Below are 22,112 nucleotides of genomic sequence, written 5' to 3'. Positions count from 1 at the left end.
AAATGCTTAGCAAAAAGCGATCAATGAGTTTCGCAAAACGTACCCTGCTATCTGTGTCGTTATCTTTAGTGAGTGGTCTATCATTCGCTAAGATGTACGAATTACCAGAGGATGGAAGCCGTTTAATTGGTCGCCTTGAAAACCACGTCGTGCAAGAAGGCGAAACCATGGCAAATATCGCTAAGCTCTACGATGTGGGTATGCTAGGTTTAATGGCCGCAAACAAAGGCGTGGATCCCTTCTTACCAGAAGAGGGGCATGTTCTTACTATTCCGACACAGCTAATCCTCCCAGACGTACCTTATAAAGGTATCGTTATTAATCTAGCCGAGCTGCGCTTATATTACTTTCCGAAAGGAGAGAATATTGTCCATGTATTTCCTGTCGGAATTGGCCGAATAGGGCGCGATACCCCAGTAATGACAACGCGTATCAGCCAAAAACGACCGAACCCTACATGGACTCCTCCAGCCTCTATTCGTGCCGAGTACAAAGCAAAGGGCATTGACCTACCAGCCGTTGTTCCTGCGGGGCCTGATAATCCACTTGGTATGTTTGCATTGCGTTTAGCTTACGGGAATGGCGAATACCTAATTCATGGTACCAACAAGGACTTTGGGATTGGTATGCGAGTCAGCGCGGGTTGTATTCGTATGGACCCAAGTGACATTGAGTGGTTATTTGACAAGGTTCGTAACGGCGAAGACGTTAACATCATTAACCAGCCTATCAAAATGACACTTGAGCCTGACAGAAGTGTGTTCTTAGAAGCACATGAGCCTTTGACTCGTAGTAATGGCGAGAAAGATGAACTCAAAGTGCCGAAAGAGTTAAAGTGGTGGCTGGATGAATTCGGTATGAAAAACGTGAAGGCTAAAGCAGCAATCGCTGCACAGAATGGGGTTCCCGTCGAAATAACCGCGCCTTAACGGGCGTTAAGACGCGGTATCAAATCTTACTTAGTGTAAGACTGAGCGATGTTATCGATACGCTCGTTAGCACGCTCAGCTTCTTCTTGAGCAGCCATTGCTGCTGCGCCTGATTTTTGAACGTCAGATTGAAGAGCTTGTACGTCTTGGCTTAGTTGGCTAACTTGGTTGCTTAGTTCGTCTAATTTTGCTGCATTTGCTGTAGCTGCGTCATCAGAAGAAGCACAACCGGCTAGTAGAAGTACTGAAGTTGCTGCAGCTGCGATCAACGTTTTGTTCATATAAGAACTCCTTGCTTATAGTGAAAGTCTCGCCACTAGCTATTATTTTATACAGTAGCGAGGTTAAATGTGGTTACATTTTATCAGTACATGATGTAGCAAAAGTCAAAAAAACCCAAGAATTTCATGGAGTACCTGACGTCAACTTTTACCTGAACTTAACAAAGTTTAACTACCTATCCTTTATTTCGTTCTCACAACAGTTTTCATAGCAGGTGTATTTGCCACGTTCCTGATATCAATAATTTAGACGATATTGACACAAATGAAAGTTTATTGGCCCAAATAACTGCTATTTAAGTCGTTTTGTTGATGGATAGAAGGCATATTTGAACGGCTTTTCTCTAAACTTCCTGTCCAGCTGCTCATCAAAAAGGCTAGTCTTTACTCTGAACTGAGCCACAAATGATGTTTTACCGTTACCACAGGGAATTAGTTTGTGTGATCTCTATCTATACTCCTATGATTTGCGGTATTATACCGAGCTTTATTTTTTTGCTGCGTTAGAGCGGAAACGACACTACAGAGCGCTCAGACGCTGACTGATTTATTGGAGAATACTTTGCAATTTAAAGATCTAGGCCTAGACAACCGATTGTTGAAGAACCTAAAACACTACGATTTTAAAAAAGCGACTGACATTCAGCAGCAGGCGATTCCTGTTGCGATTGCAGGCAAGGATCTATTGGCATCTTCGAAAACGGGTTCGGGCAAGACTTTGGCGTTTGTATTGCCAATGCTTCATAAGTCTTTAAAGACAAAATCGTTTTCTGCGAAAGACCCTCGCGCGGTTATCCTTGCTCCTACTCGTGAGCTAGCGAAACAAGTATATGGTGAGCTTCGTTCTATGCTAGCTGGCCTATCTTATGAAGCAGCACTGATTTTGGGTGGTGAGAACTTTAACGATCAGGTAAAAGCTCTGCGTCGTTACCCGAAATTTATCGTGGCGACACCAGGACGTTTGGCTGATCACTTAGATCATCGTTCGCTTTATCTGGATGGTTTGGAAACGCTGATTCTTGACGAAGCAGACCGTATGTTGGATTTGGGCTTTGCACCAGAGCTTCGTCGCATTCATAAAGCAGCCAAGCATCGTCGTCGTCAAACGTTGATGTTCTCTGCGACATTAGATCATGCAGACGTCAATGAAATCGCGGCTGAAATGCTCAATACGCCAAAGCGTATTGCTATCGGCGTTTCTAACGAAGAACATAAAGATATTACGCAAAAATTTTACTTGTGTGATCACCTGGATCATAAAGAGGCAATTTTAGATCGTGTTCTTTCTGAGGCTGAATACCGTCAAGTTATTATCTTTACGGCAACGCGTGATGATACTGAGCGACTAACAGAAAAGCTAAACGAAAAGAAACTGAAGGCTGTAGCACTGAGTGGTAACTTGAACCAGACTCAACGTAACACCATTATGAGTCAGTTTGAGCGCGCAGTATTTAAGATCCTTGTAACGACTGATGTTGCTTCCCGCGGTTTGGATATTGCAACTGTGACACACGTCATCAACTTCGATATGCCAAAGCATACCGAAGAATACGTACACCGAGTTGGTCGTACTGGTCGTGCTGGAAACAAAGGGGATGCAATCTCTCTTGTTGGTCCAAAAGACTGGGATAGCTTTAAACGTGTAGAAGCATACCTACAACAAGATCTTGAGTTTTCAGTGTTCGAAGATTTGAAAGGTAAGTTTAAAGGCCTTAAGCCACCTAAACCAGATTTTCGCAATAAGAAAGCGACCGCAAAGAAAGCTCGCCCTCAAGCGAAAAAGTCGGCGAAAAAACCAGCTAAGCGTGACAAGAGCTTCTACAAAAACGTATCTGTGGGTGATGATGTCTTCATCCCTAAGAAAAAACCAGCGGCACCGAGCTCTGAAGAGTAAAAGCTGCTGTAGTTTCCCATTGATTTTAGTTCTTAAAAATCCGAGTGTTCGCACTCGGATTTTTTATGTCTGTCGCTAGGTGAAATAGCGTCTTTCCATACTCACTCGTTTGTCAGCTTTTATATTTGTCTGGTTGTATATAAACAGCATAGAACGCTAATTTAGGAAGTTATTAAGTTTTATTACCTCGGTCAAAGCAAACGTTTTTCCTCACACACTAGATAAAAATCTCACATGATTATGAAAATGATAATTGATCTCATTTTTTATTTAAGGGCAGAATACGCGCCATTGTATTAATCCTATAAATGAATTCGCTCTCTATATGAAATTTACTCATGTTTTTTTAGGGCTCATAATTACCTCTAGTTCTGGCTTTGCTGCTGATGATTTCAACTGGCTTCGAGATGATGCTCGTAAAGATGAGCGAGTTCTTACCTACCTAACAGAACAAAACCACAAAACTGAACAGCACCAAAAAAGTTATCAGACGTTGACAAAAAACCTACTCACGCAGTGGGATACCATGGTGGCAGACAAAGGTGATAAGCCATGGTCGATCATGAGTGGAAGAGAGTGGACGCTAACGCGTCGCGATGGTCGTTACTTACTATTATCCCGTGCGAGTCAACATGCACCAGAAAACGTGGTGTTCGATTTCGATGAACGACAATCTGCGCATCAGTACTACCAACTTGGTCAATGGCAAGTGAATGGTGACACGCTCCTTTTCACGGAAGATATCGACGGTAGCGAACAATATCGTGCTGTGGTTGTTGATTTACTCTCCGGCCAATCTACGGAACTGGCGACGCACGTCGATAGTGGCGTATTGTTGTCACCTAACGGGAAAGTGGCATTCCTCGTTGCAAAAGAAAAGCGCACTCAGCGACCTCATCAGATCTTACGTATCTCCACTGAATCTTTGGCAAAAACAGTCCTATGGAATGAACCCAAGTCAGATTGGTTACTTTCTTTCTATCGTGCGGCAGATAGCCGTTATGCTGTGCTGCAAAGCAACAACGAGTCAACAACAGAGCAGAAGCTTGTCGATCTAGAAACGGGCACTGTCTCAGATTCATTGCGAAAGCCTGAAGTGGGTGTGGAATATTACGCGGATGTGGCGAAAGGTTACATTTATCTGAAAAGCAACTTTGAAGGAAAGTTCGCCCTTTACCAAGCCGAACTCGCACCGCTTGGCGCAACATGGCAACGCTTCACCAATCCTCGTGAGCCGCTTGAACAGTTCTACCTTTATGATGCAGGAGTTGTGGCACTTAGCAAGCCAAACAATGTGTCGACTTTGACGGTGTATTCTTACCAAGGTCAGGAAAAAGTGATACTGCCATTGGAACACGATGGTAATGTCGCTTGGCTAAGCACGTTGGGCGATTTTGAATCAAACAAAATTCGTATCCGAAGCATGTCGATGACTACGCCTCCTCAGTGGGAAGAGTTCGATGTAAAAACGCTGAATAAATCCTTGTACTCTCAAGATGCTTACCAAGACTTTGATAGTCAGCGTTATGTAACCCAACGTATTTTTATTAAGCACGACGGCGTTTCTGTCCCGGTCTCTTTGGCGTATCGCAAAGACAAATTGCACCCACAATCTCCTGTGTTGATTTACGGTTACGGCGCGTATGGTTTTACGATGAAACCGTACTTTATGCCTCAGGTTATCAGTTTACTCGACCAAGGTGTGATTTACGCTATCGCCCATGTCCGTGGCGGTGGGTACTTTGGCGATGAATGGCACGAGCAAGGCCGTGGTGTGCGAAAAGCCAATTCTATTGGTGATTTTGTCGCGGCCGCGAAGGCGCTGCAAACATTCGAACGTGGCAATAGAGAGGTTTTCGCCATCGGTTCTAGTGCTGGTGGTACGTTGGTGGCCGGAGCGGTTAATCAAGATCCTAAATTGTTTTCAGGTGTCGTACTTAAAGTGCCTTTTGTTGATGTGGTTGCAAGTATGTCGGATACCTCACTTCCGCTTACCACACAGCAGTATGGCGAATGGGGTAACCCAACCAAACCTGAACAATTGGCGTTAATGAAGGCGTACGATCCGATTCTCAATATCCATAAAAACGCTTACCCACCCATGTTGGTTCAAGTCGGTTTAATCGATCAGCGCGTGCCATATTGGGAAGGCGCAAAGTATCTCGCTAAAGTTTCAGCGTTAAGTGAGCGCAACGGGCCGTACTTGTTGCAAACTAATTTTAATTCGGGCCACCAAATGGACCCGCGACAAGCGCAAGAACAACAAGCAAAAGAATACGCATTTCTACTATCACTCATTAAAACATCTAAAGCGGAGCAGTAAATGAAGCTTACCCCAGTGTCAGCGGCAGTACTTTTGGTACTTGCTGCCAGTCAAGTGCACGCCGAATCTAAGGTTTTCTCAATGGAAGAGGTGGTGGTAACCGCCAATAAAATCGATCAGCCATTGTCAAAAGTGGCAGGTAGTGTCGCGGTTATCACAAACGAGCAAATCGAAGAAAGAGGCGAGACCGAGCTATATGACGTGCTGCGTAACGAACCTGGTGTAAGTGTGACGGGCGGTGCAGGACGTCCGCAAAACATTACCATCCGTGGTATGACGGGGAACCGCATTATGATCGTTCGTGATGGCATTCGTTCTGCGGATGGCTTCGGTGCGAATGACATTAATGATGCAGTTGGGAGAGATACTTTTGATTTATCCAATTTTGAATCGCTGCAAATCATTAAAGGGGCAAGTTCTTCGGTGCATGGCTCTGGCGCGATCGGCGGTGTGGTGATTTTAGAATCCAGTCAGCCGGGTGATTTCTTAAAAGACAAAGACTTCTACACCGATGTTTCCGGTACTTACACCGATATCAGCAACAAGTACAAAGGCACGAGTAATCTAGCTTTTCGTTCCGGTGATACAGAGAGTTTGTTTAACGTTTCATACTGGCAAGGACAAGAGACACGTAACTTTGATGAAGATTTGTATAACCGCGACCTCGATGGTTACAGCGGTGCTTATACGATCAACCACTTTTTCAATGAAGAGGTGATGTTGAAAGCCAAAGCGGAACTCTACACCCAGAACCAAGAGCGTTTGGAGGGTTCACCGTCCATTCAACCTGATGGAATTTGGCATATTGAAGACTTTGCTGAGGATGAAACCACAGAAGAGTACAGCGCTTATATTGGTGCAGAGGTGACTCCGATTAATCCAACTTGGTTCGAAGAGTTGGATACCAAAGTTTACTGGCGTCACACCGAAGTGGTGGAAGACACCAACCGTTTAATGCGCCAAGTGGATCACAATGGTTTGATCACCAAGCGTCGCGAGCTGGAACACAAAACCTTCATTGACGAAACAATTGGCTTCCGTGGCGATTTCACCAATACGATTTATGCAGCAAATGCTGAGCACCAATTGGCTTACGGTGTTGAGCTTTCTACAGACTATTACGAGCGCACAGATAGCGATTCCAAGATTGATTGGAACGGGGTAACGCCTTCGACCAAACAACCTTTCGCTCCTGCTCGTGCTTATAACATTGGCTTGTATGTTCGAGACATGGTGGAACTGGATAAATGGACCATCACAGGTGGCCTACGCTTTGATGCGCACCGTCTCACGCCAGACGGTGCGGGTGAAGTGGGCGGCTTCCCATTAAAAGATATGGATAGCTCAGAGGTATCTCCAAGTCTGTCGGTTTCTCGTGAAGTATTTGCCAACAACATTGCTTATGTATCTTATAACCATGGTTACCGTGCTCCGGAATACGATAAAGCGTATGGCTTCGTAAGCCACGACTTTGTGCCGCTCACGCCGTTTGTCATTGCACCAAACATGGATCTAGAGGCTGAAACTTCCGACTCATTTGAAATCGGTAACAAGTTCGATAACGGTCGTGCGTATGTCTATGCGTCTTTGTTCTACAACAAGTTTGAAAACTTCATCGACGTTGTGACCACGGGCTTTGACTCAAGCAATGGTAATTACATTAAACAATACCAAAACCTCGATGGTGTCGAGACGTATGGTGCAGAGCTTTCTGCGGGTTACGCGATCACTAAGCGATGGAACATCAGCACCAAGTTTGGTTACGTAGATGGCAAAGACGCGGAAGGTGAATACGTTCGAAGCATTACGCCATTCGAAGGTAACGCTCAACTGAAATACGCCAACCAAGACTTCAATGCTTACGTGACTTGGAACTGGGCCGCGGCAATGGATCGCGTTCCTAAATGCCAGACCACGCTTGGCCTAGCGACAGATTGCGCGCAGACAAGTGCGTGGAATACGTTTGATATTGGCGCAACTTACCACGTTTCCAAAGACCTTCGTGTTAGCGCAAACATCATCAACCTGTTCGACAAAGAATACATCCGATACCAAGACGTAGCGGGTATCGCTGAGGAAAGTAAGCGTTACTCAACTGAGCCAGGGCGCTACTTCACGCTGACTGCAAAATACGAATTCTAGGACGAAATCATGAAGCTAAAACCATTGGCGTTTTCACTGCTTATTGCATGTACCCCTGCGGCGCTGGCTGCAGAGTGGGATTATCCCTCAACGGATTCTGTGGTGACCAATGAAGCGCAAGCGAAAACTTATCTAGACAGCCACTACTCAGAAGCGGGTGAGTTTAAGTTCCGTTACAAAACCCAGTCTCAGCTTGGTGAGCATTACAATTTTGATGTTTGGGTAAACGGTGAATATCAAGCACAGCGCACCTTAGTAGTAACAACTGATAAAAATCATCACGTTGTGCGAGTGTTTAAGAGCCTTGAAGATACGATCATTCGCAACGGTAAACCAACGGTTGCAATGGAATTGGAATCACCTCGCCAACTGCAAGCACAAGAGCCACCTGCTTTGAGCTCTGGAAGTCTGGTTAATGTTGAGGTTGCTTTATTCAACCCAGATCTTCGCACCATGCAACAGCAAGCGGCACCAGAATCGACGTGGTCAGCACTGTCTGATTACCCTCAGCCGATCGAGTACGTCACCAAGTCGATTGAGGTTTTAAAGTCCGGCGGTAAGTTCTACCTCTCTAACCCAAGATTAAAGCAAGTGGATGCGACGGGTTTATTTGCAGCCCCAGCACCTGGTGAAGCGCCTGTACTCGATACGTTGGACTTCCTCAGCGCAGAAGGGGTTCAAGCATTTGACAGTGTTGATGAGATGCAAAGCACCGAGTTTGGTGACAATGCGTTCCCACAGTTGATGGCTTTTTATCATCTTGATAGCTCGATCCAATATCTGACAAGCCTGACTTACGACTTGTTTGACGAACCGCTTCGTTTTGACGCTCGCGGTTTATCAAAAGATAACTCTACTTACTATTACGGTCCGAAAGCACTCATGCTGGGTGTCGGTGGTGTTTCTCCGGATGCAGTCGATGCTGATGTCGTGATACACGAGCTTGGGCATGGCATTCATTACCAAATCGTACCGGATTGGGCGTACGGTCACACTGGTGCTATCGCAGAGGGTTTTGCTGATTACTGGGCGGGCAGCGCGAGCTACCGCATTCAATATTTGGATGCTTCGCGTCGTGGTCAAGAATTCGAGTTAGATACGGTGTTCAACTGGGACGGTGTGTTCGGAACACGCAAAACAACTCGTAGCTTATGGAACCAAAGAGCACGTTACTTCGAGAGCTCAGAGTATCCAGCGCACGTCAGTGTGGGCGGTGAACTAGGTGACGAGCTATGGTCAACGCCGCTGTTTCAAGCGCTTAAAGCATCGGTTGAACGATACGGTGATGATACCGATAACGTGTTCCGCGAGTTTGACGCCATTGTACTTGAAGGTATGTACGGCATTGGTCGTGGCGTGAAAATGCATGATCTGGCGGAATCGACCGTGTTTGCCGCAAACACCTTGTTCCCAAATAAAAACTACGCCCAACTCCTGACGGACAGCTTCAACAGACACAACTTACTTAAAGCGCCTCTTCGTGTTCGCTATGACGCTCGATACATCGCACAAGGTCAAGACGTTGGTTTGAGCCTGAGCCAAACTGGCCGTGAAGCGAGCATCAAAGGGCAATGGCAGCTAAACAACGCATCTGTTTTCGACTTTGATGAAACGCTTTCTGACTCGACCTCAATGAAGGTGGCGTTACCAAGCGGTCTAACATGTGGCACGCAATTCGATTCCTCTATTTCATTGGATTATCAATTTTCTGAAGGCCTAAAGACTCACCAGTGGAGTGAAAAGGTGATGCTGGTTAATGGTACGCCAGAGCTCGATATCCAGCCTCAACCAGTGAACTCCGCTTTGCCGGAACAGGGCGACAGACTGTTCTCTCAGACGCTATCGGACAAGTCACGCACGATTGATGATTCGTTTGCGGTTTACCTGAACATCGAACATGACTCACTGCAAGATCTGCAAGTGACGCTAGTGTCTCCACAAGGCAAATCGGTCGTGCTACTTAGCCATCAATCAAGCAATACCAAAGGATTTAAAGGTTACTTCACCGCTCAGTATGACGAGGAGTTACAAGCACTTGTCGGTCAACCGAGTTGGGGTACTTGGCGTCTCGAAGTGTCTGACCGCGTGTCAGGGAACTCTGGGGTGTTGAAAGAGTGGGGTGTGAGTCACTTTGCTCAGTATCAGTGTAGTGCTGATACCACTAAAGAAAGCAGTGGCGGTGGTTCAGGTGGCAGTGGTTCGCCTTGGACCTTGTTAGGACTTTTCCTGCTTTCAATGGTGAGAGTGATTCGCTCTCGTTAATTAAAATCAAAAGAAGATAAAATCTATGAAGTTTCAATATTCTTTCGTTGCTATGTCACTAGCCCTAGCTGGCTGTGGCGGAGGTTCTGGTGGTGACACGTCGGCACCGACCTATGATGTAGCTGGCACCATCGTTTCTGCAGGTACACTTCTTGATACGCCAGTATGTATCGATTTAAACCAAAACTACGTCTGTGATTCCACTGAACCGAGTGCTAAAACGGATAATGCCGGTAAATTTAGCCTGACTTCAAGCGACAAAAACGTACTAACCAGCACCATTCTTGCTCAAGTTGATCAAGGTTCAAACCAAACGTTGCGTCTTGCGGCTCCGGGTCAAAATTTAGCAACGGGTAACACGGTCAATGGTGTAACAACGTTGCTCGCGGGTCTTGTAATTGACGGTAAAACCGTTGCTCAAGCTGAAGAGATTGTGAAAGCGCAACTCGCCGATGCCGGCGTTTCTCTTTCTGGTACGGTGATGTCTAACGCAGAAGCTAGCGAGCTAGACAAGCTAGAGCAAAACACGGTTGTGCTATTAGCTGCGATGCAACCAAAGCAAATGATCAAAGGCGTAGCGCTGCTTGCTCAAAATCTTAGCTTTCAAGGTAAATCGTTGGCCTCTGATCTTCTGTCTGAAGCGGAAGTAAGTGCATTTGCTGAAGAAATTGTAGCGGTTGCTGAACAAACGGTTGGTAGTAACGATACGGGCGCCGTTCTTTATTTTGCTGAAGGAGCAGCAGACGTTGCTGAGGTTCAAGCGTCTTACCCTGGTCAAGATGCAGAATACGGCTTCGACAAAGAAGACAAGCAAACGTCGACAGGCGCTGGCTTTAAGTTCGTTAAGCTAGATTCACAAGGTGCAGCTTTAGCTGCAGATGCGACTGAGTGGGCTTGTACTATGGACGAACGTACTGGTCTTGTTTGGGAAAATAAGAGTGCGGATGCGAGCTCGGTTCAATTTAAAGATCGCCTATTTGCGTTTGAGTCTGAAACATTTAAGCCGTATTACGAAGATCTTGAAGTCGTTGGTTGTGTGGATGCTGCTGATGGCATCTGTTCAACAAGCCAATATGTTGAACATATAAACAAGCAATCACTATGTGGCATTAGTGACTGGCGCCTACCAACATACCAAGAGTTCTACGATGTTCTAGACTTAGGTGAGACAGAGAAAGATGCCGACGGCAATGTCTATGGTATGACGACAGCTTACTTCCCTCAACAGGGTAAAGGCAGCCCAGATGCTAATTCAGGTGCTATTTGGCTAAGTGATTTCACATTTAATAATTACTCTCCTGCTAACTACGAAGGTGCACTTCAATTTGCAGTGATTGCAGCGAGGGGCGCTGACCGTGGCCACGTAAGCTTTGTTGAAATTTATTCTGACAAAGTAGAGCGTGACACAGGCACGTCATTCCAATTCCCAATCCGTCTAATAGCAGTAAAGGGCCAATAAGATGAAGAAATTAATAACTGTACTATCTCTTGCTTTGGCTTCTCAAACTGTAATGGCTGCACAAGAGTGTTCTACTGACTTTGCTAAAACGGCACCTAACACGCGTTATACATATTCTGAGAGCGGTACCGTAACTGACCTGAAAACAGGTCTAACATGGATGCGTTGCCCTGTTGGTTCAACGTGGAATACGGCAAACGAAGCTTGTGATGGCGCTGCGACTAAGATGTCATGGCAGTTAGCGCTATCAACCGCTGAGCAAATCCGCAATGAATCAGGTAATCATGCTTTATATGACTTCGCTGGCAAAAAGAATTGGCGCATACCAAACATTAAGGAGTTAGTCGCGTTGACAGAACGTGCTTGCCATAGCCCTGCTATGAACGGCACTGCATTCGCAAGTGGCTACACGCTAGAGGTGGGTGACTATGCTGGTTACATCTGGAGTAACACACCAAACGGTGATGGCTCAAACGTTATGGTGTTTGATTCATTTAATGGTGAGGTTTACAACTGGAACCCACTAGAGTCAACGAACATTTCCTCTGTTCTGCTGGTTACTGACGAGGAGTAATCACCCCGTTGGATTTTCACGAATCCAGATGTTAATAAGCTCCGCCAGTGCGGAGCTTTTTCTTTTCTAACCTTTGGAACTTATCGTGTTGAGCAGAGTATTTAAACTTGGAACTGCTTAAGTTGATGTTTTTGATTTTCTGCTAAACCAGACAACTCTTGCGCTGCCGCGGCGGATTGCGTAATGCCAGTGACGTTCTGGCTCACTAGTTCATAGATGTTCGTTAAGTTGTTGTTGATATCAGCCGTAACCTGTTTCTGCTCTTCTGATGCGGTCGCAACTTGAGTGTTGATTGAGTTCAGATCGGCGATAGCATTACTGATATTAGCAAGTGATTGGCTAACTTCTTGTGTAAGAGCTTGGTTGTCTGACAACATGGCTAAGCTGGAATGCATACTTTCATTTGCGTGACCAGATTGTTGCTGTAGCTCTTCTATAATGGTTTGGATCTCTTTGGTGGACTCCTGAGTTCGCGCTGCCAGCATACGTACTTCATCGGCCACTACCGCAAAGCCTCTGCCACTTTCGCCCGCCCGTGCAGCTTCAATCGCTGCATTCAGTGCAAGTAGATTCGTTTGCTCAGAAATACCTTCAATCACTTCGATCACGCGACCAATGTGTTCTGATTGATCTTTTAGCGAAGTCACGACGGCAGCGGCTTCGTTAAGTTGTTCCGCCATCTTTTCACTTGCGCGAGTACTTTCCCCAAACATGCTTATACTTTGTGAGGTTAACGTACGTGCTTGATTTGATGCACTATCGGCTTCTTGTGCATTGGTCGATACTTCAGCTGCGGTCGACTCTAGCTGATTGATCGCCGAGGCTACTTGCTCAACTTCTTGCTTTTCTTGATCCGAGTTGACGCTGCTTTGAGTCATAACAGTTGCTAACTCGGTTGATGCTGATGCCACATCTTCACTAATGCGAACCAATGCGCTTACAGTTTCACGCAGTTTTTCTATGGTCTGGTTTACATCCCGAGCCAACTGAGACACTTCGTTTTTCCCGATGGCTTCGGCCTTAACTAGTAGGTTTCCCTTCGCGACTTCCTGCATCGTTACTTGAAGGTTACGAATCGGCGCAACGATGTAGCTGGCGAGTACCCAACTAATAAGTGAAGCGGCACTCAAGATCACCGCAAGCGAGACGGCGCTGTAAGTTAGCGTGGTTGAATGTTGTTCGCCATTCGTTTCGACTTCATCGGTGACGATTTGATTCAATTGTTTAGATAGTTTGTCGATGGCGTTGATCATCGCTTCGCCAGCTAATCGATACTCAGCCATTGCAGATTCGTACTTTTGATTGAAATCAGAGGTGGTGTAATCAGAAGAGTGTTTAGTGGTGAGCAGAGGTGTCATGGTAACGCGAGTGAAATCAACATAGTGATTCATGGCTTTACGCATAGCATTGACTTCATTTTGAACGCCAGGGAGATTGTCGATGGAGTTAAGAAAATCGCGGTTTTTGTTTTGTCGCTCAGAAAGCTCTTGGTTGAGAGACTGAACATCTTCGGCTCTAAATAGACTATAAATGGCTTTGATGCGCATGGCGTAAGTGTTGTCTACGATGCCGCTAAGTTCCTCTTTGTGAATGATTAGCTTATGGGTGGAAGCCGAAACCTTATTGAATGCTTGATCGAGTTTACCGATTCCGACACTCAGTCCAATGATGAGTAATATAACTGTGAATAGAACAGGCAGAAAAACCTGAAGTTTAATAGAAAGCGTACTAAGAAATTGACGCATGAGATTGACCCTCTATCGGTTTGATTATTATCTTTTTTATAAATAAGCATTTCGATTTTAATTGTTACATTTGCCAAATCAATGAGTTACTCATATCTAATTGTTATGAAATGTACCAAAATCGATGGGGTTATCATCTTGAACATGAGGCAACGTTATAAAAACGTTACGTTCAAATTGAGAGAGGGATAAGTCGCGGAATTAATAGTTAGAAATGACAACGTGTCATAGAGGGTTCAACTAAGTGAAACACAACTGTCATATTCAAATTCTAAAGTGAGCACCGTTCAAGTGAAACACAACGGCAATAAAGCCACTTAAGGAAATTGTGATGAAAAAGACAGTAATCGGTGCAATCGCACTTCTAGGCGCAATGGCAGTGACTCCTGTTTCTGCTAAAGAAACTATCTCTGCAGTGGGTTCTAGCAGCGTAACTCCACTGATGGAAGTTTTCTCTGAAACGTACATGAAGAAGAACCCTAACGTATTTATCGAAGTTCAAGGTCCTGGTTCTTCAGCTGGTGTAAAAGCAGCGAAAAATGGTTCAGCAGACCTTGGTATGTCTTCTCGTAATCTAAAAGACTCTGAAAAAGAATCAACACTAATCGAAGAAGTGGTTGCTCGTGATGGTATCGCAGTGGTTGTTAACCCACAAAACAAACTGCCAGGTCTAACAGCCGAGCAAGTGACTGCAATCTACAAAGGCGAAGTATCAAACTGGAAAGAAGTCGGTGGTGCAGACAAGCCAATCGTAGCCATTACTCGTGACACAGCTTCTGGTACTCGTGGCGCATTTGAAGACATCATGTCTCTAAAAATGAAGATTTCTGGTAAGAAGGTATCAGCTATCTCTCAACGTGCTCAAGTTGCAAACGGTAACGGCGCACTGAAAACAATGGTTGCATCTAACCCATACGCAATCGGCTACATTTCTCTTGGTACTGTAGACAACACTGTTAATGCGCTAGCAATCGACGGCGTTGATGCAACGGTAGCTAACGTTAAAAACGGTTCTTACAAAGTAGCGCGTCCATTCCTTGTTCTTTACAAAGAAGGCAAGCCATCAACAGAAACGCAAAAATTCCTAGACTGGATGCTAACTGACGAAGCGCAAGCGCTAGTTGACCAAAAAGGTTACATCTCAGTTAACTAATCCCATCGGGACTCTAAAGTTTGCTCAGCCCAACGTTTCGGGCTGAGCCTTTTCTATCCATTGTGTTCAACGGCATTGCCCAGAACCGTGAGATTTTTAAATGACCATCGCAACAAATAGTGAAAAGCTTATGAATACTGACGCTAGAGCTATCAGCAAGTCAGGCCTACGCGAGAAGCGTCGTGTAGACTGGAAAGAGCGCATCTTCCACGGCTTGTTCCTAACGAGTGCCGTAATCGGCATTGTTTCATTAGCCGTTATTGCATACTTCATCGTTCGAGAGAGTATTCCGGCATTCCAAGAAGCAGGCGTATCGGGCATTGTCTTAGGACAAAACTGGTTACCACCTGCGCTTTACGGTGTCGCAACCATGATTGTGGCATCTATCGTATCGACGGCTGGTGCTGTCATTGTTGGGGTTCCAATTGGTGTTCTGACCGCCATTTTTATCGCTGAAATCGCACCAAAGCGATTAGCAGACATCATCCGTCCAGCGGTTGAGCTGCTAGCCGGTATTCCTTCAGTGGTCTACGGTTTCTTCGGTCTGGTTATTATCGTTCCATTGATTCAGAAAGTATTTGATGTACCTGCAGGTAACACTATCTTGGCCGGTATTATTGTTCTTGGTGTGATGATTCTACCAACAGTAATTACGGTTTCTGAAACGTCTATCCGCGCTGTCCCTCGTACTTATAAAGAAGGTTCTTTGGCACTGGGCGCATCGAAAATCTACACCATCTTTAAGTTGCTCGTTCCAGCGGCTCGCTCAGGCATCATGACAGGTGTGATACTGGGTATCGGTCGTGCATTGGGTGAGACCATGGCGATTATCATGGTTATGGGTAACGCGCCGGCAATGCCAGAAGGCATCCTTGATTCGGCTCGTACACTAACTGCAAACATCGCTATTGAAATGTCTTACGCAAGTGGTGTTCACGCGAACGCACTTTACGCTACAGGTGTAGTACTTCTGGTCTTCATCATGTCGTTGAACGCTGTACTACTGTACCTAAACCGAGAAAAAGCGAAGTAATCGCTCGTTAAAGGTGACTATTATGGATCGCGCAAAACTAAAAAAAGCACGCCAGTTCAAAGATAATGTCTTTAACGCATTTGTCTGGATCTCGGCAGCACTAACGGTAGGTTTTTTGTTCTGGATTATCTGGTACATCCTATCAAACGGTCTACAACACGTAGATTGGAACTTCATTACTGATAACTATACGCGCACAGGTGAAGAGCACGGTATCTTCCCAATGATTGTGGCGACCATTTACATGGTTATCGCTTCTATCGCAGTGGCAGCGCCACTCGGTATCATGACGGCAATCTACTTGACCGAATACGCGAAAGTGGGCAGTCGTTTGGTGAAAATCATCCGATTCTGTACCGAGTCATTGGCGGGTATCCCGTCGATCATTTTCGGCCTGTTTGGTATGACTTTCTTCGTGGCGATTCTTGGCCTTGGCTTCTCGATTCTGTCGGGTGCATTGACGCTAAGTATCCTAATCCTGCCAGTTATCATCCGTACAACGGAAGAAGCGTTGATGGCAGTACCACAAACGTACCGTGAAGGCTCTTATGGCCTCGGTGCTTCTAAGATTTACACTATCTGGCGTTTGATTCTTCCAAGCGCAATGCCAGGTATCTTAACCTCGGTCATTCTAAGTATTGGTCGTGTCATTGGTGAGTCTGCTCCAGTATTCCTGACAGCAGGTATGGTTGCACGTATTCCGGATTCTTTATTGGATTCAGGTCGTACGCTAACCGTTCACCTATACAAACTGACTACCGAACTGTTTACCGTTGAAGAATGGAATCAGGCTTACGGTACGGCAACAGTGCTTATCGTAGTTGTTCTCTTGATCAACATGGTAACGAAACTGATTGCTAGACGTTTTAACACCGCAACTTACTAACAACACTAATTAAGAACGCACGTTAAAAGACACGAATTCAAGAATTAAGAGATTAAGACAATGAACAAATTTGATATTGAAAACCTAGACCTATTCTACGGTGACAACCAAGCACTGAAATCGATCAACTTACCAATTCCAGTTCGCCAAGTAACTGCACTTATCGGCCCGTCAGGTTGCGGAAAATCAACGCTTCTACGCTGTTTGAACCGAATGAATGATCTAATCGAAGGCGTGAAAATTACAGGTAAATTGGTGATGGACGGCGAAGATATTTACGGCAACATTGATGTTGCTGACCTTCGCATCAAAGTCGGCATGGTATTCCAAAAGCCAAACCCATTCCCGATGAGCATTTACGAGAACGTGGCTTACGGCTTACGTGCTCAAGGTATCAAAGACAAAAAGACAATTGATGAAGTGGTAGAGCGTTCGCTGCGCGGTGCTGCACTTTGGGATGAGGTGAAAGATCGCCTTAAATCACACGCATTCGGTCTTTCTGGTGGTCAGCAGCAACGTTTATGTATTGCACGTACAATCGCGATGGAGCCTGATGTGATTCTGATGGATGAACCAACGTCGGCACTTGACCCAATTGCGACACACAAAATCGAAGAGTTGATGGAAGAGCTAAAGAAGAACTACACCATCGTTATCGTGACTCACTCAATGCAACAGGCGCGTCGTATCTCTGACCGCACTGCGTTTTTCCTAATGGGAGAACTGGTCGAGCACAACGATACGCAAGTGATCTTTAGCAACCCTCAAGACGACCGTACTCAAGGCTACGTAAATGGTGATTTCGGTTAATCCACCGTATTTACAAGCATAACTAAATAACTATAAGCGATGGTAACTTTGCCCCTCTTGATGAGGGGCCTTTTTCTTTTTAAGTCGTGGGCTTATAACGCCTACCAACACAAAAAATCTTGTAAATAAGTACAACTTTCCTCCCCAGTTTATAAAGTATGTAACTTATGTGAAACATGGCTTTAAAAGTGCTGAAGAGCTCTCGAATGTAACACTAAGTCTGATAATTTTGCGAATGACTTAACAGCTCAAATTTGAACGTATTGATTGCATATCATGGCCTAAGTAGTTTTTTATCGAGGATAAAAAAGTAGATTAGGTTGGTAGGGTGAGTTTAAGAAGTTTTACAAGAAAAGTGTCTTCAACGAGGGACCATCGGTTGCTAGCGGAGGCAATCTTTGATCATTTAGAGAGTCTGTTCTCCCCTCAAGCCCTCGCTATTTTTGAAGATCCTTCAATTAACCCTCGTCATTCGATGAGCTTCTCTCGCGGAGAGCTTTACCCAACCCAAAACTATCCTGAGACATTCTGGGAGTGGGCAAGTCAGTTTGATACCTCTGAAAGCATCATACCTCTGGCGATCAACACTTGTAACTGGAATCACACCCGAGATTTAGGTGGTGATAGTTACATCATGATGCTCGACAACACGCCTATCAAACGTACCTACCTACTGATTCAATCTGTTCATGCTCGCACGGCACATAATATCTATGAAGAAAGTTACGACGCAATGCAGCTTGCAGCGGCGCGTTGGCAATGTATTCGTGCCGAAAAAAATGCCTCGAAAGAGATCAGGCACAGAGATATTCGTGAAGCGCAATATGTTGATGAGATTAGCCAACGCGAGCGCTTTATCGAAAATATGAAGTTAGTTCAGCAAGTTGCACTCGAAATCTCTAATCCTGATTCTTTAAAGGACTTGTACTACAAAGCCGTCGAAGCGTTACGTGAACGACTTGGGTTTGATCGCTCTACACTGATGCTTCTCGATATGAAAAAGCGCAGCTTCAGTGGTACATACGGCACGGATGAGTCAGGAATTACGATTGATGAATTTCACACACAATACGATTTACATCAACTTAGCGAGGAGTATATCACCGCGTTATCTAGCCTTGAGAGCAACTTAGTGATTGTAGAAGACGCGCCAATATACACAGCAGGCAAGGTCATCGGGCAGGGCTGGAATGCGATGTTGATTTTACGCGATGGCAATGAACCGTTTGGGTGGTTCGCGCTAGATAACTTTATTCATCGTAAGCCGATAACGGCATATCAAAAACAGATGTTGGACTCGTTTGGTTCACTCTTCTCTCAAATTTACATTCGTAAGCGCCAAGAACAAAACGTACGCATGTTGCATTCAAGCATGGTTGAGTTATCACGTTGCACTACTGTCAGTGGAGTATGCAAATCGGCCGTCACTTTCGCCATTAAAAATCTTGGTATTGATCGAATGGCGGTGTTTTTAACTGATGAAAATTGCTCTTACATGCAAGGAACGTGGGGTACCGATATTCAAGGTAACGTGGTGGATGAATCTTACTTCTTTGGCGAAACCCAAGATTTCTCTCTTATAAATTTGGCTCGCTCAATGCCAAACGAAGTCGCATTTGAAGAATCAGTGCCTATTTATCATGACTGTAATATTGTTGGCTTTGGTTGGGCTGCGATGACGGTATTGACTTCAAATAGCAGTGGTCCTATCGCCTTTATCGCTGTTGATAATTTGCTGACACGTGCGCCGTTAACTTCTCAGTTACGTGAAGTGATTCGTATGTTCGCGTCCAGCTTAGCTGAAGTATTGCAACGTACTCAAGCTCAAGAGGCGATTCGCGAATTAAACGAAAACTTAGAGCTGGAGGTTCAGAACCGAACAAAAGAGTTGGAGGAAGCCAATCGACAGCTTGAGGTACTTTCTAAGCTCGATCCTTTGACGCGTCTTGGTAATCGCCGCATGTTAGAACATGTGATGCAAAAATATTGTGCCCTAGAGTGTGAAGACGACATGTCGTTTGGCCTGATCCTGATTGATATTGACCATTTTGGCTTATTCAATAATCACTATGGTCATCTCGAAGGCGATATCGCATTGATGCGAATTGGCTATATCTTGGATCATCATACCAAAGGTGAAGATGAAGTTTTTTGCCGTATCGGAGGTGAGGAGTTTGCATTGCTCATGATTGGTTCTGAGCAAGAGGAGGTCCGACTGAGAGCAGAGTGCATTCGTCAGTGCATCGAGGGCGAGGGGATAAAGCATCGACATAACCCAGAAGGGGAGTTACTTACCGTTTCAGTCGGTTACTCCTGTTATAAAGCGAAAGGCAAAGACTTTAATTTCGACCATTTATATCAGTTGTCGGATAAGGCACTCTATCAAGCGAAGAATCATGGGCGAAATTGTGTAAGGCGATACGAATACGAGCCCCAAGTTTTGTTGAGTAAGTGATGTTCATAAGAGCAACTTGATAGGGAAGAAGCGGCGGTTGGTGCTCTAGATAAAACCGCTAAAGCAAAATTTGGCCGGATAAGAGAATTGGCAGCTCATGAGAGCTGCCATTGTTATCTAGTTATTTATAGCTTTTCGAGTTGGTGGTCGGTTTTCGTTACGTTTGCTTTGCCAAGGTTTTGAATTTTCGCTAACAGCGAATCAGGGCTCCAAGGTTGTTGGTTAGCACTAAAACGCGCTTGATTCATGGCATTAAGCTCTTGCTTAATTGCTTGTACGTCACCAGGGTTTAACCTGTCTTGATGAGTGGTTAAATACTCATTTACAGAGCGTTCAATTTTCGCAGCATCGCCCTCTTCGATGACTTTTTTTAGCGCGTCGATGCAAAGTGGTTGTTCAGTATTTGAAACCGTTCCACTCGCTGTTATTGACCGCTTTTTCCATGCCCAAATTGCGATTCCCAATGTCATTATCCAAAGCCCTAAGAAAACAAAGGTTAACGTTCGCCAGAGACTGTTTACACCGCCGCTTGATTCAGGACTAGGGGCTGGCACTAAAGGCGCTGAAAGAGGCGATTCCGGCAACGTGATTAGCCCAGTGTCATTTTTCTCTACGTCTAATGTTAGCTCTGGTAACGTTGTTTTCTTCGCTTCATCATTTTGACTGTCCCACCAGTTCACGTCGTATCCTGGTAAGGTATATTTCCCGGCCTCTGTAGGAATAATGACTTGCTTCACCGTCATGGTAACGGTGCCATCTCTCGCGCTATCGAACTTAGGTTGTTCGGGATACACGCGCAGTGAACTCGGGTAACTAATATTGACTCGTGGCAGATATTCGGCTTGTGTACCGCGAGCCTTAACTTGAATGGTTCGAGTGAGTGAAGAGCCTTGTTTTACTGTGTTGATCGCGTTAGTCGACAGTAGATTACCTTGATCGTCTTGCCAGCTCTGTGTCATTTCTAACGCTGAAGCAGGAAGCCATTCACCTTTAAATTCGCTCGGAATCGGTTTGACCGTGATTGGCATGCGTTCCGCTTTGGTGTTGATAGGCATTATTTTGGTTGAGCCCGTCAAGCTGTCGCCATAAATATAAGAACCAGTCAGTTTAGGACCTATCAAGGTATAAGTGCCTGGTTGATTGGCCGTTAAGCGAAACGACTGCTCTATGACCGCTACTTCTAACCCATTTAAGATCTTCTGTCTTTGTTGTAAGCCACCCAGTGCCTCAAGCTTCATGCCTTTAATCTGCGGAGGTACTATTTGCGGGTTATCTAGGCGTCGAGTGTCCGCTTTAACTAGAAGTTGTATACGTAATGTTGCAGATTGCTGAGGGTAGAGCGTACTGTTGTCGACCGTAATATTGAAGCTAAATAGATCATCAAGATTGGGGTCTGTTTGGCTCGCGTTGACACGCAGTTTGATCGGCTCCGTTCTCATACCATCAGCGGAAAAACTTGGAATAGTCAGAACACCTTCTTTCATTGGTGCAATTGAGATACTCCACTCGGTACGCACTGATTTTCTTCCGTTAATGTTATTGCTAGAGCGGCCATAACGAGGTTGACCCAAGAAGAAGTCTTTCTCTAGAACACTGAAGTCGATTGAGTCTGAGCTGAGCTCAGTATCTGAAATGATTCTGAGGTTAATCACTTCATTCTTGGCTACTTGTGTTTTATTCACACTAGCTTGAAGTGTCTGTGCCATCACCGAGAAACTGGATATTAGGCTGGCCACAAAAATAAAGACCAGTTTTACGCCTTTGTTCATCACAGGCTTACCACTCCTTTTGAGATTGTTGTGGAGGTTGTTTTTGTTGCGCTTGAAGTTGCATTTGCGCACGGATCAAAAAGCTTGGGTCGCGAGCACTTTCTACTGCTTCTAGTCGACGGAACTCAGGATCATCCTGATGCATTTTTTCGGGATGCGCTTTAGCCTGTATTGGTTCACCTTGATCCTTCGCTTGCTTGTCATCTCGTCGCGGTTGATGTTGTTCCGTTTCTTGTTTTTCTTTTTTATTTTCAGAATCTTGCTGATTTTGTGATTGTTGTCCTTGCGCTTCTTTCCCTTCGTTTTGAGACTTTTGTTGCTGTTGCTGTTGCTGTTGCTGTTGCTGTTGCTGTTGCTGTTGCTGTTGCTGTTGCTGTTGCTGTTGCTGTTGCTGTTG

General features: G+C 45.2%; 15 protein-coding genes and 1 pseudogene. 12 read left to right on the top strand and 4 right to left on the bottom strand.

Annotation, left to right across the window (positions count from 1 at the left end; all coding sequences use genetic code 11):
* Positions 1-2 precede the first annotated feature (2 nt).
* Positions 3-929: a L,D-transpeptidase family protein gene (locus tag R7044_RS11520; RefSeq protein ID WP_017820509.1), complete on the top strand. Its 927-nt coding sequence runs from the start codon at positions 3-5 to the stop codon at positions 927-929.
* A 26-nt stretch (positions 930-955) separates the two neighbouring features.
* Here R7044_RS11520 and R7044_RS11515 read toward each other — a convergent pair whose 3' ends face one another.
* Complete coding sequence (locus R7044_RS11515) at positions 956-1,210, bottom strand: Lpp/OprI family alanine-zipper lipoprotein (protein WP_005375145.1); 255 nt, start codon at positions 1,208-1,210, stop codon at positions 956-958.
* 550 nt (positions 1,211-1,760) lie between these two features.
* Between R7044_RS11515 and R7044_RS11510 the strand changes: the two genes are divergently transcribed.
* The 6 genes from R7044_RS11510 (at position 1,761) to R7044_RS11485 (ending at position 11,864) form a co-directional block, all read left to right on the top strand.
* Positions 1,761-3,104, top strand: coding sequence for a DEAD/DEAH box helicase (locus R7044_RS11510; protein ID WP_151515347.1), 1,344 nt, complete (start codon positions 1,761-1,763; stop codon positions 3,102-3,104).
* 325 nt (positions 3,105-3,429) lie between these two features.
* Positions 3,430-5,427 carry a prolyl oligopeptidase family serine peptidase gene (locus tag R7044_RS11505; protein WP_033906726.1) on the top strand — a complete coding sequence of 666 codons (1,998 nt, stop codon included), beginning with the start codon at positions 3,430-3,432 and terminating at the stop codon, positions 5,425-5,427.
* On the top strand, positions 5,428-7,569 hold the full coding sequence (locus tag R7044_RS11500; protein WP_225455588.1) for a TonB-dependent hemoglobin/transferrin/lactoferrin family receptor: 2,142 nt from the start codon (positions 5,428-5,430) through the stop codon (positions 7,567-7,569).
* 9 nt (positions 7,570-7,578) lie between these two features.
* Complete coding sequence (locus R7044_RS11495; protein WP_017820505.1) at positions 7,579-9,831, top strand: proprotein convertase P-domain-containing protein; 2,253 nt, start codon at positions 7,579-7,581, stop codon at positions 9,829-9,831.
* Positions 9,832-9,856: 25 nt separating this feature from the next.
* A complete protein-coding gene (locus tag R7044_RS11490) occupies positions 9,857-11,290 on the top strand; it encodes a DUF1566 domain-containing protein (protein ID WP_017820504.1) in 1,434 nt (477 codons plus the stop codon).
* 1 nt (position 11,291) lies between these two features.
* Complete coding sequence (locus tag R7044_RS11485) at positions 11,292-11,864, top strand: DUF1566 domain-containing protein (protein WP_017820503.1); 573 nt, start codon at positions 11,292-11,294, stop codon at positions 11,862-11,864.
* Positions 11,865-11,965: 101 nt separating this feature from the next.
* Here R7044_RS11485 and R7044_RS11480 read toward each other — a convergent pair whose 3' ends face one another.
* Complete coding sequence (locus R7044_RS11480; RefSeq protein WP_005375152.1) at positions 11,966-13,609, bottom strand: methyl-accepting chemotaxis protein; 1,644 nt, start codon at positions 13,607-13,609, stop codon at positions 11,966-11,968.
* A gap of 331 nt (positions 13,610-13,940) precedes the next feature.
* Between R7044_RS11480 and R7044_RS11475 the strand changes: the two genes are divergently transcribed.
* The 5 genes from R7044_RS11475 to R7044_RS11455 all read left to right on the top strand — a co-directional run bounded on the left by R7044_RS11475 (position 13,941) and on the right by R7044_RS11455 (position 19,946).
* On the top strand, positions 13,941-14,762 hold the full coding sequence (locus R7044_RS11475; RefSeq protein ID WP_005375153.1) for a phosphate ABC transporter substrate-binding protein: 822 nt from the start codon (positions 13,941-13,943) through the stop codon (positions 14,760-14,762).
* Between the two features lie 100 nt (positions 14,763-14,862).
* Positions 14,863-15,795, top strand: a complete 933-nt coding sequence (pstC, locus tag R7044_RS11470; protein ID WP_005375154.1) for a phosphate ABC transporter permease subunit PstC — start codon at positions 14,863-14,865, stop codon at positions 15,793-15,795.
* A gap of 22 nt (positions 15,796-15,817) precedes the next feature.
* Complete coding sequence (gene pstA / locus R7044_RS11465) at positions 15,818-16,681, top strand: phosphate ABC transporter permease PstA (protein WP_005383923.1); 864 nt, start codon at positions 15,818-15,820, stop codon at positions 16,679-16,681.
* A 60-nt stretch (positions 16,682-16,741) separates the two neighbouring features.
* A complete protein-coding gene (gene pstB, locus R7044_RS11460) occupies positions 16,742-17,491 on the top strand; it encodes a phosphate ABC transporter ATP-binding protein PstB (protein WP_225455587.1) in 750 nt (249 codons plus the stop codon).
* Between the two features lie 328 nt (positions 17,492-17,819).
* Positions 17,820-19,946, top strand: coding sequence for a GGDEF domain-containing protein (locus R7044_RS11455; protein WP_054574929.1), 2,127 nt, complete (start codon positions 17,820-17,822; stop codon positions 19,944-19,946).
* Between the two features lie 125 nt (positions 19,947-20,071).
* On the opposite strand, the gene R7044_RS11450 is transcribed toward R7044_RS11455, so the two are convergent.
* Both R7044_RS11450 and R7044_RS11445 read right to left on the bottom strand, forming a co-directional pair.
* Positions 20,072-21,718 (bottom strand): BatD family protein, encoded by a 1,647-nt coding sequence (locus R7044_RS11450; protein ID WP_064376399.1) that lies wholly within the window; start codon positions 21,716-21,718, stop codon positions 20,072-20,074.
* 4 nt (positions 21,719-21,722) lie between these two features.
* A pseudogene (locus R7044_RS11445) lies at positions 21,723-22,112 on the bottom strand (hypothetical protein); the annotation flags it as partial.

This window comes from Vibrio sp. 1402 (assembly GCF_033340275.1).
This window is presented reverse-complemented; position numbering and strand designations above follow the sequence as displayed.

What these genes read in the sequence shown, in the direction of transcription:
- R7044_RS11480 (WP_005375152.1), bottom strand. Translation starts at nt 13,609, where the DNA reads ATGCGTCAATTTCTTAGTACGCTTTCTATTAAACTTCAGGTTTTTCTG.
- pstC (WP_005375154.1), top strand. Translation starts at nt 14,863, where the DNA reads ATGACCATCGCAACAAATAGTGAAAAGCTTATGAATACTGACGCTAGA.
- pstB (WP_225455587.1), top strand. Translation starts at nt 16,742, where the DNA reads ATGAACAAATTTGATATTGAAAACCTAGACCTATTCTACGGTGACAAC.
- R7044_RS11495 (WP_017820505.1), top strand. Translation starts at nt 7,579, where the DNA reads ATGAAGCTAAAACCATTGGCGTTTTCACTGCTTATTGCATGTACCCCT.
- pstA (WP_005383923.1), top strand. Translation starts at nt 15,818, where the DNA reads ATGGATCGCGCAAAACTAAAAAAAGCACGCCAGTTCAAAGATAATGTC.
- R7044_RS11500 (WP_225455588.1), top strand. Translation starts at nt 5,428, where the DNA reads ATGAAGCTTACCCCAGTGTCAGCGGCAGTACTTTTGGTACTTGCTGCC.
- R7044_RS11515 (WP_005375145.1), bottom strand. Translation starts at nt 1,210, where the DNA reads ATGAACAAAACGTTGATCGCAGCTGCAGCAACTTCAGTACTTCTACTA.
- R7044_RS11490 (WP_017820504.1), top strand. Translation starts at nt 9,857, where the DNA reads ATGAAGTTTCAATATTCTTTCGTTGCTATGTCACTAGCCCTAGCTGGC.
- R7044_RS11520 (WP_017820509.1), top strand. Translation starts at nt 3, where the DNA reads ATGCTTAGCAAAAAGCGATCAATGAGTTTCGCAAAACGTACCCTGCTA.
- R7044_RS11485 (WP_017820503.1), top strand. Translation starts at nt 11,292, where the DNA reads ATGAAGAAATTAATAACTGTACTATCTCTTGCTTTGGCTTCTCAAACT.
- R7044_RS11505 (WP_033906726.1), top strand. Translation starts at nt 3,430, where the DNA reads ATGAAATTTACTCATGTTTTTTTAGGGCTCATAATTACCTCTAGTTCT.
- R7044_RS11475 (WP_005375153.1), top strand. Translation starts at nt 13,941, where the DNA reads ATGAAAAAGACAGTAATCGGTGCAATCGCACTTCTAGGCGCAATGGCA.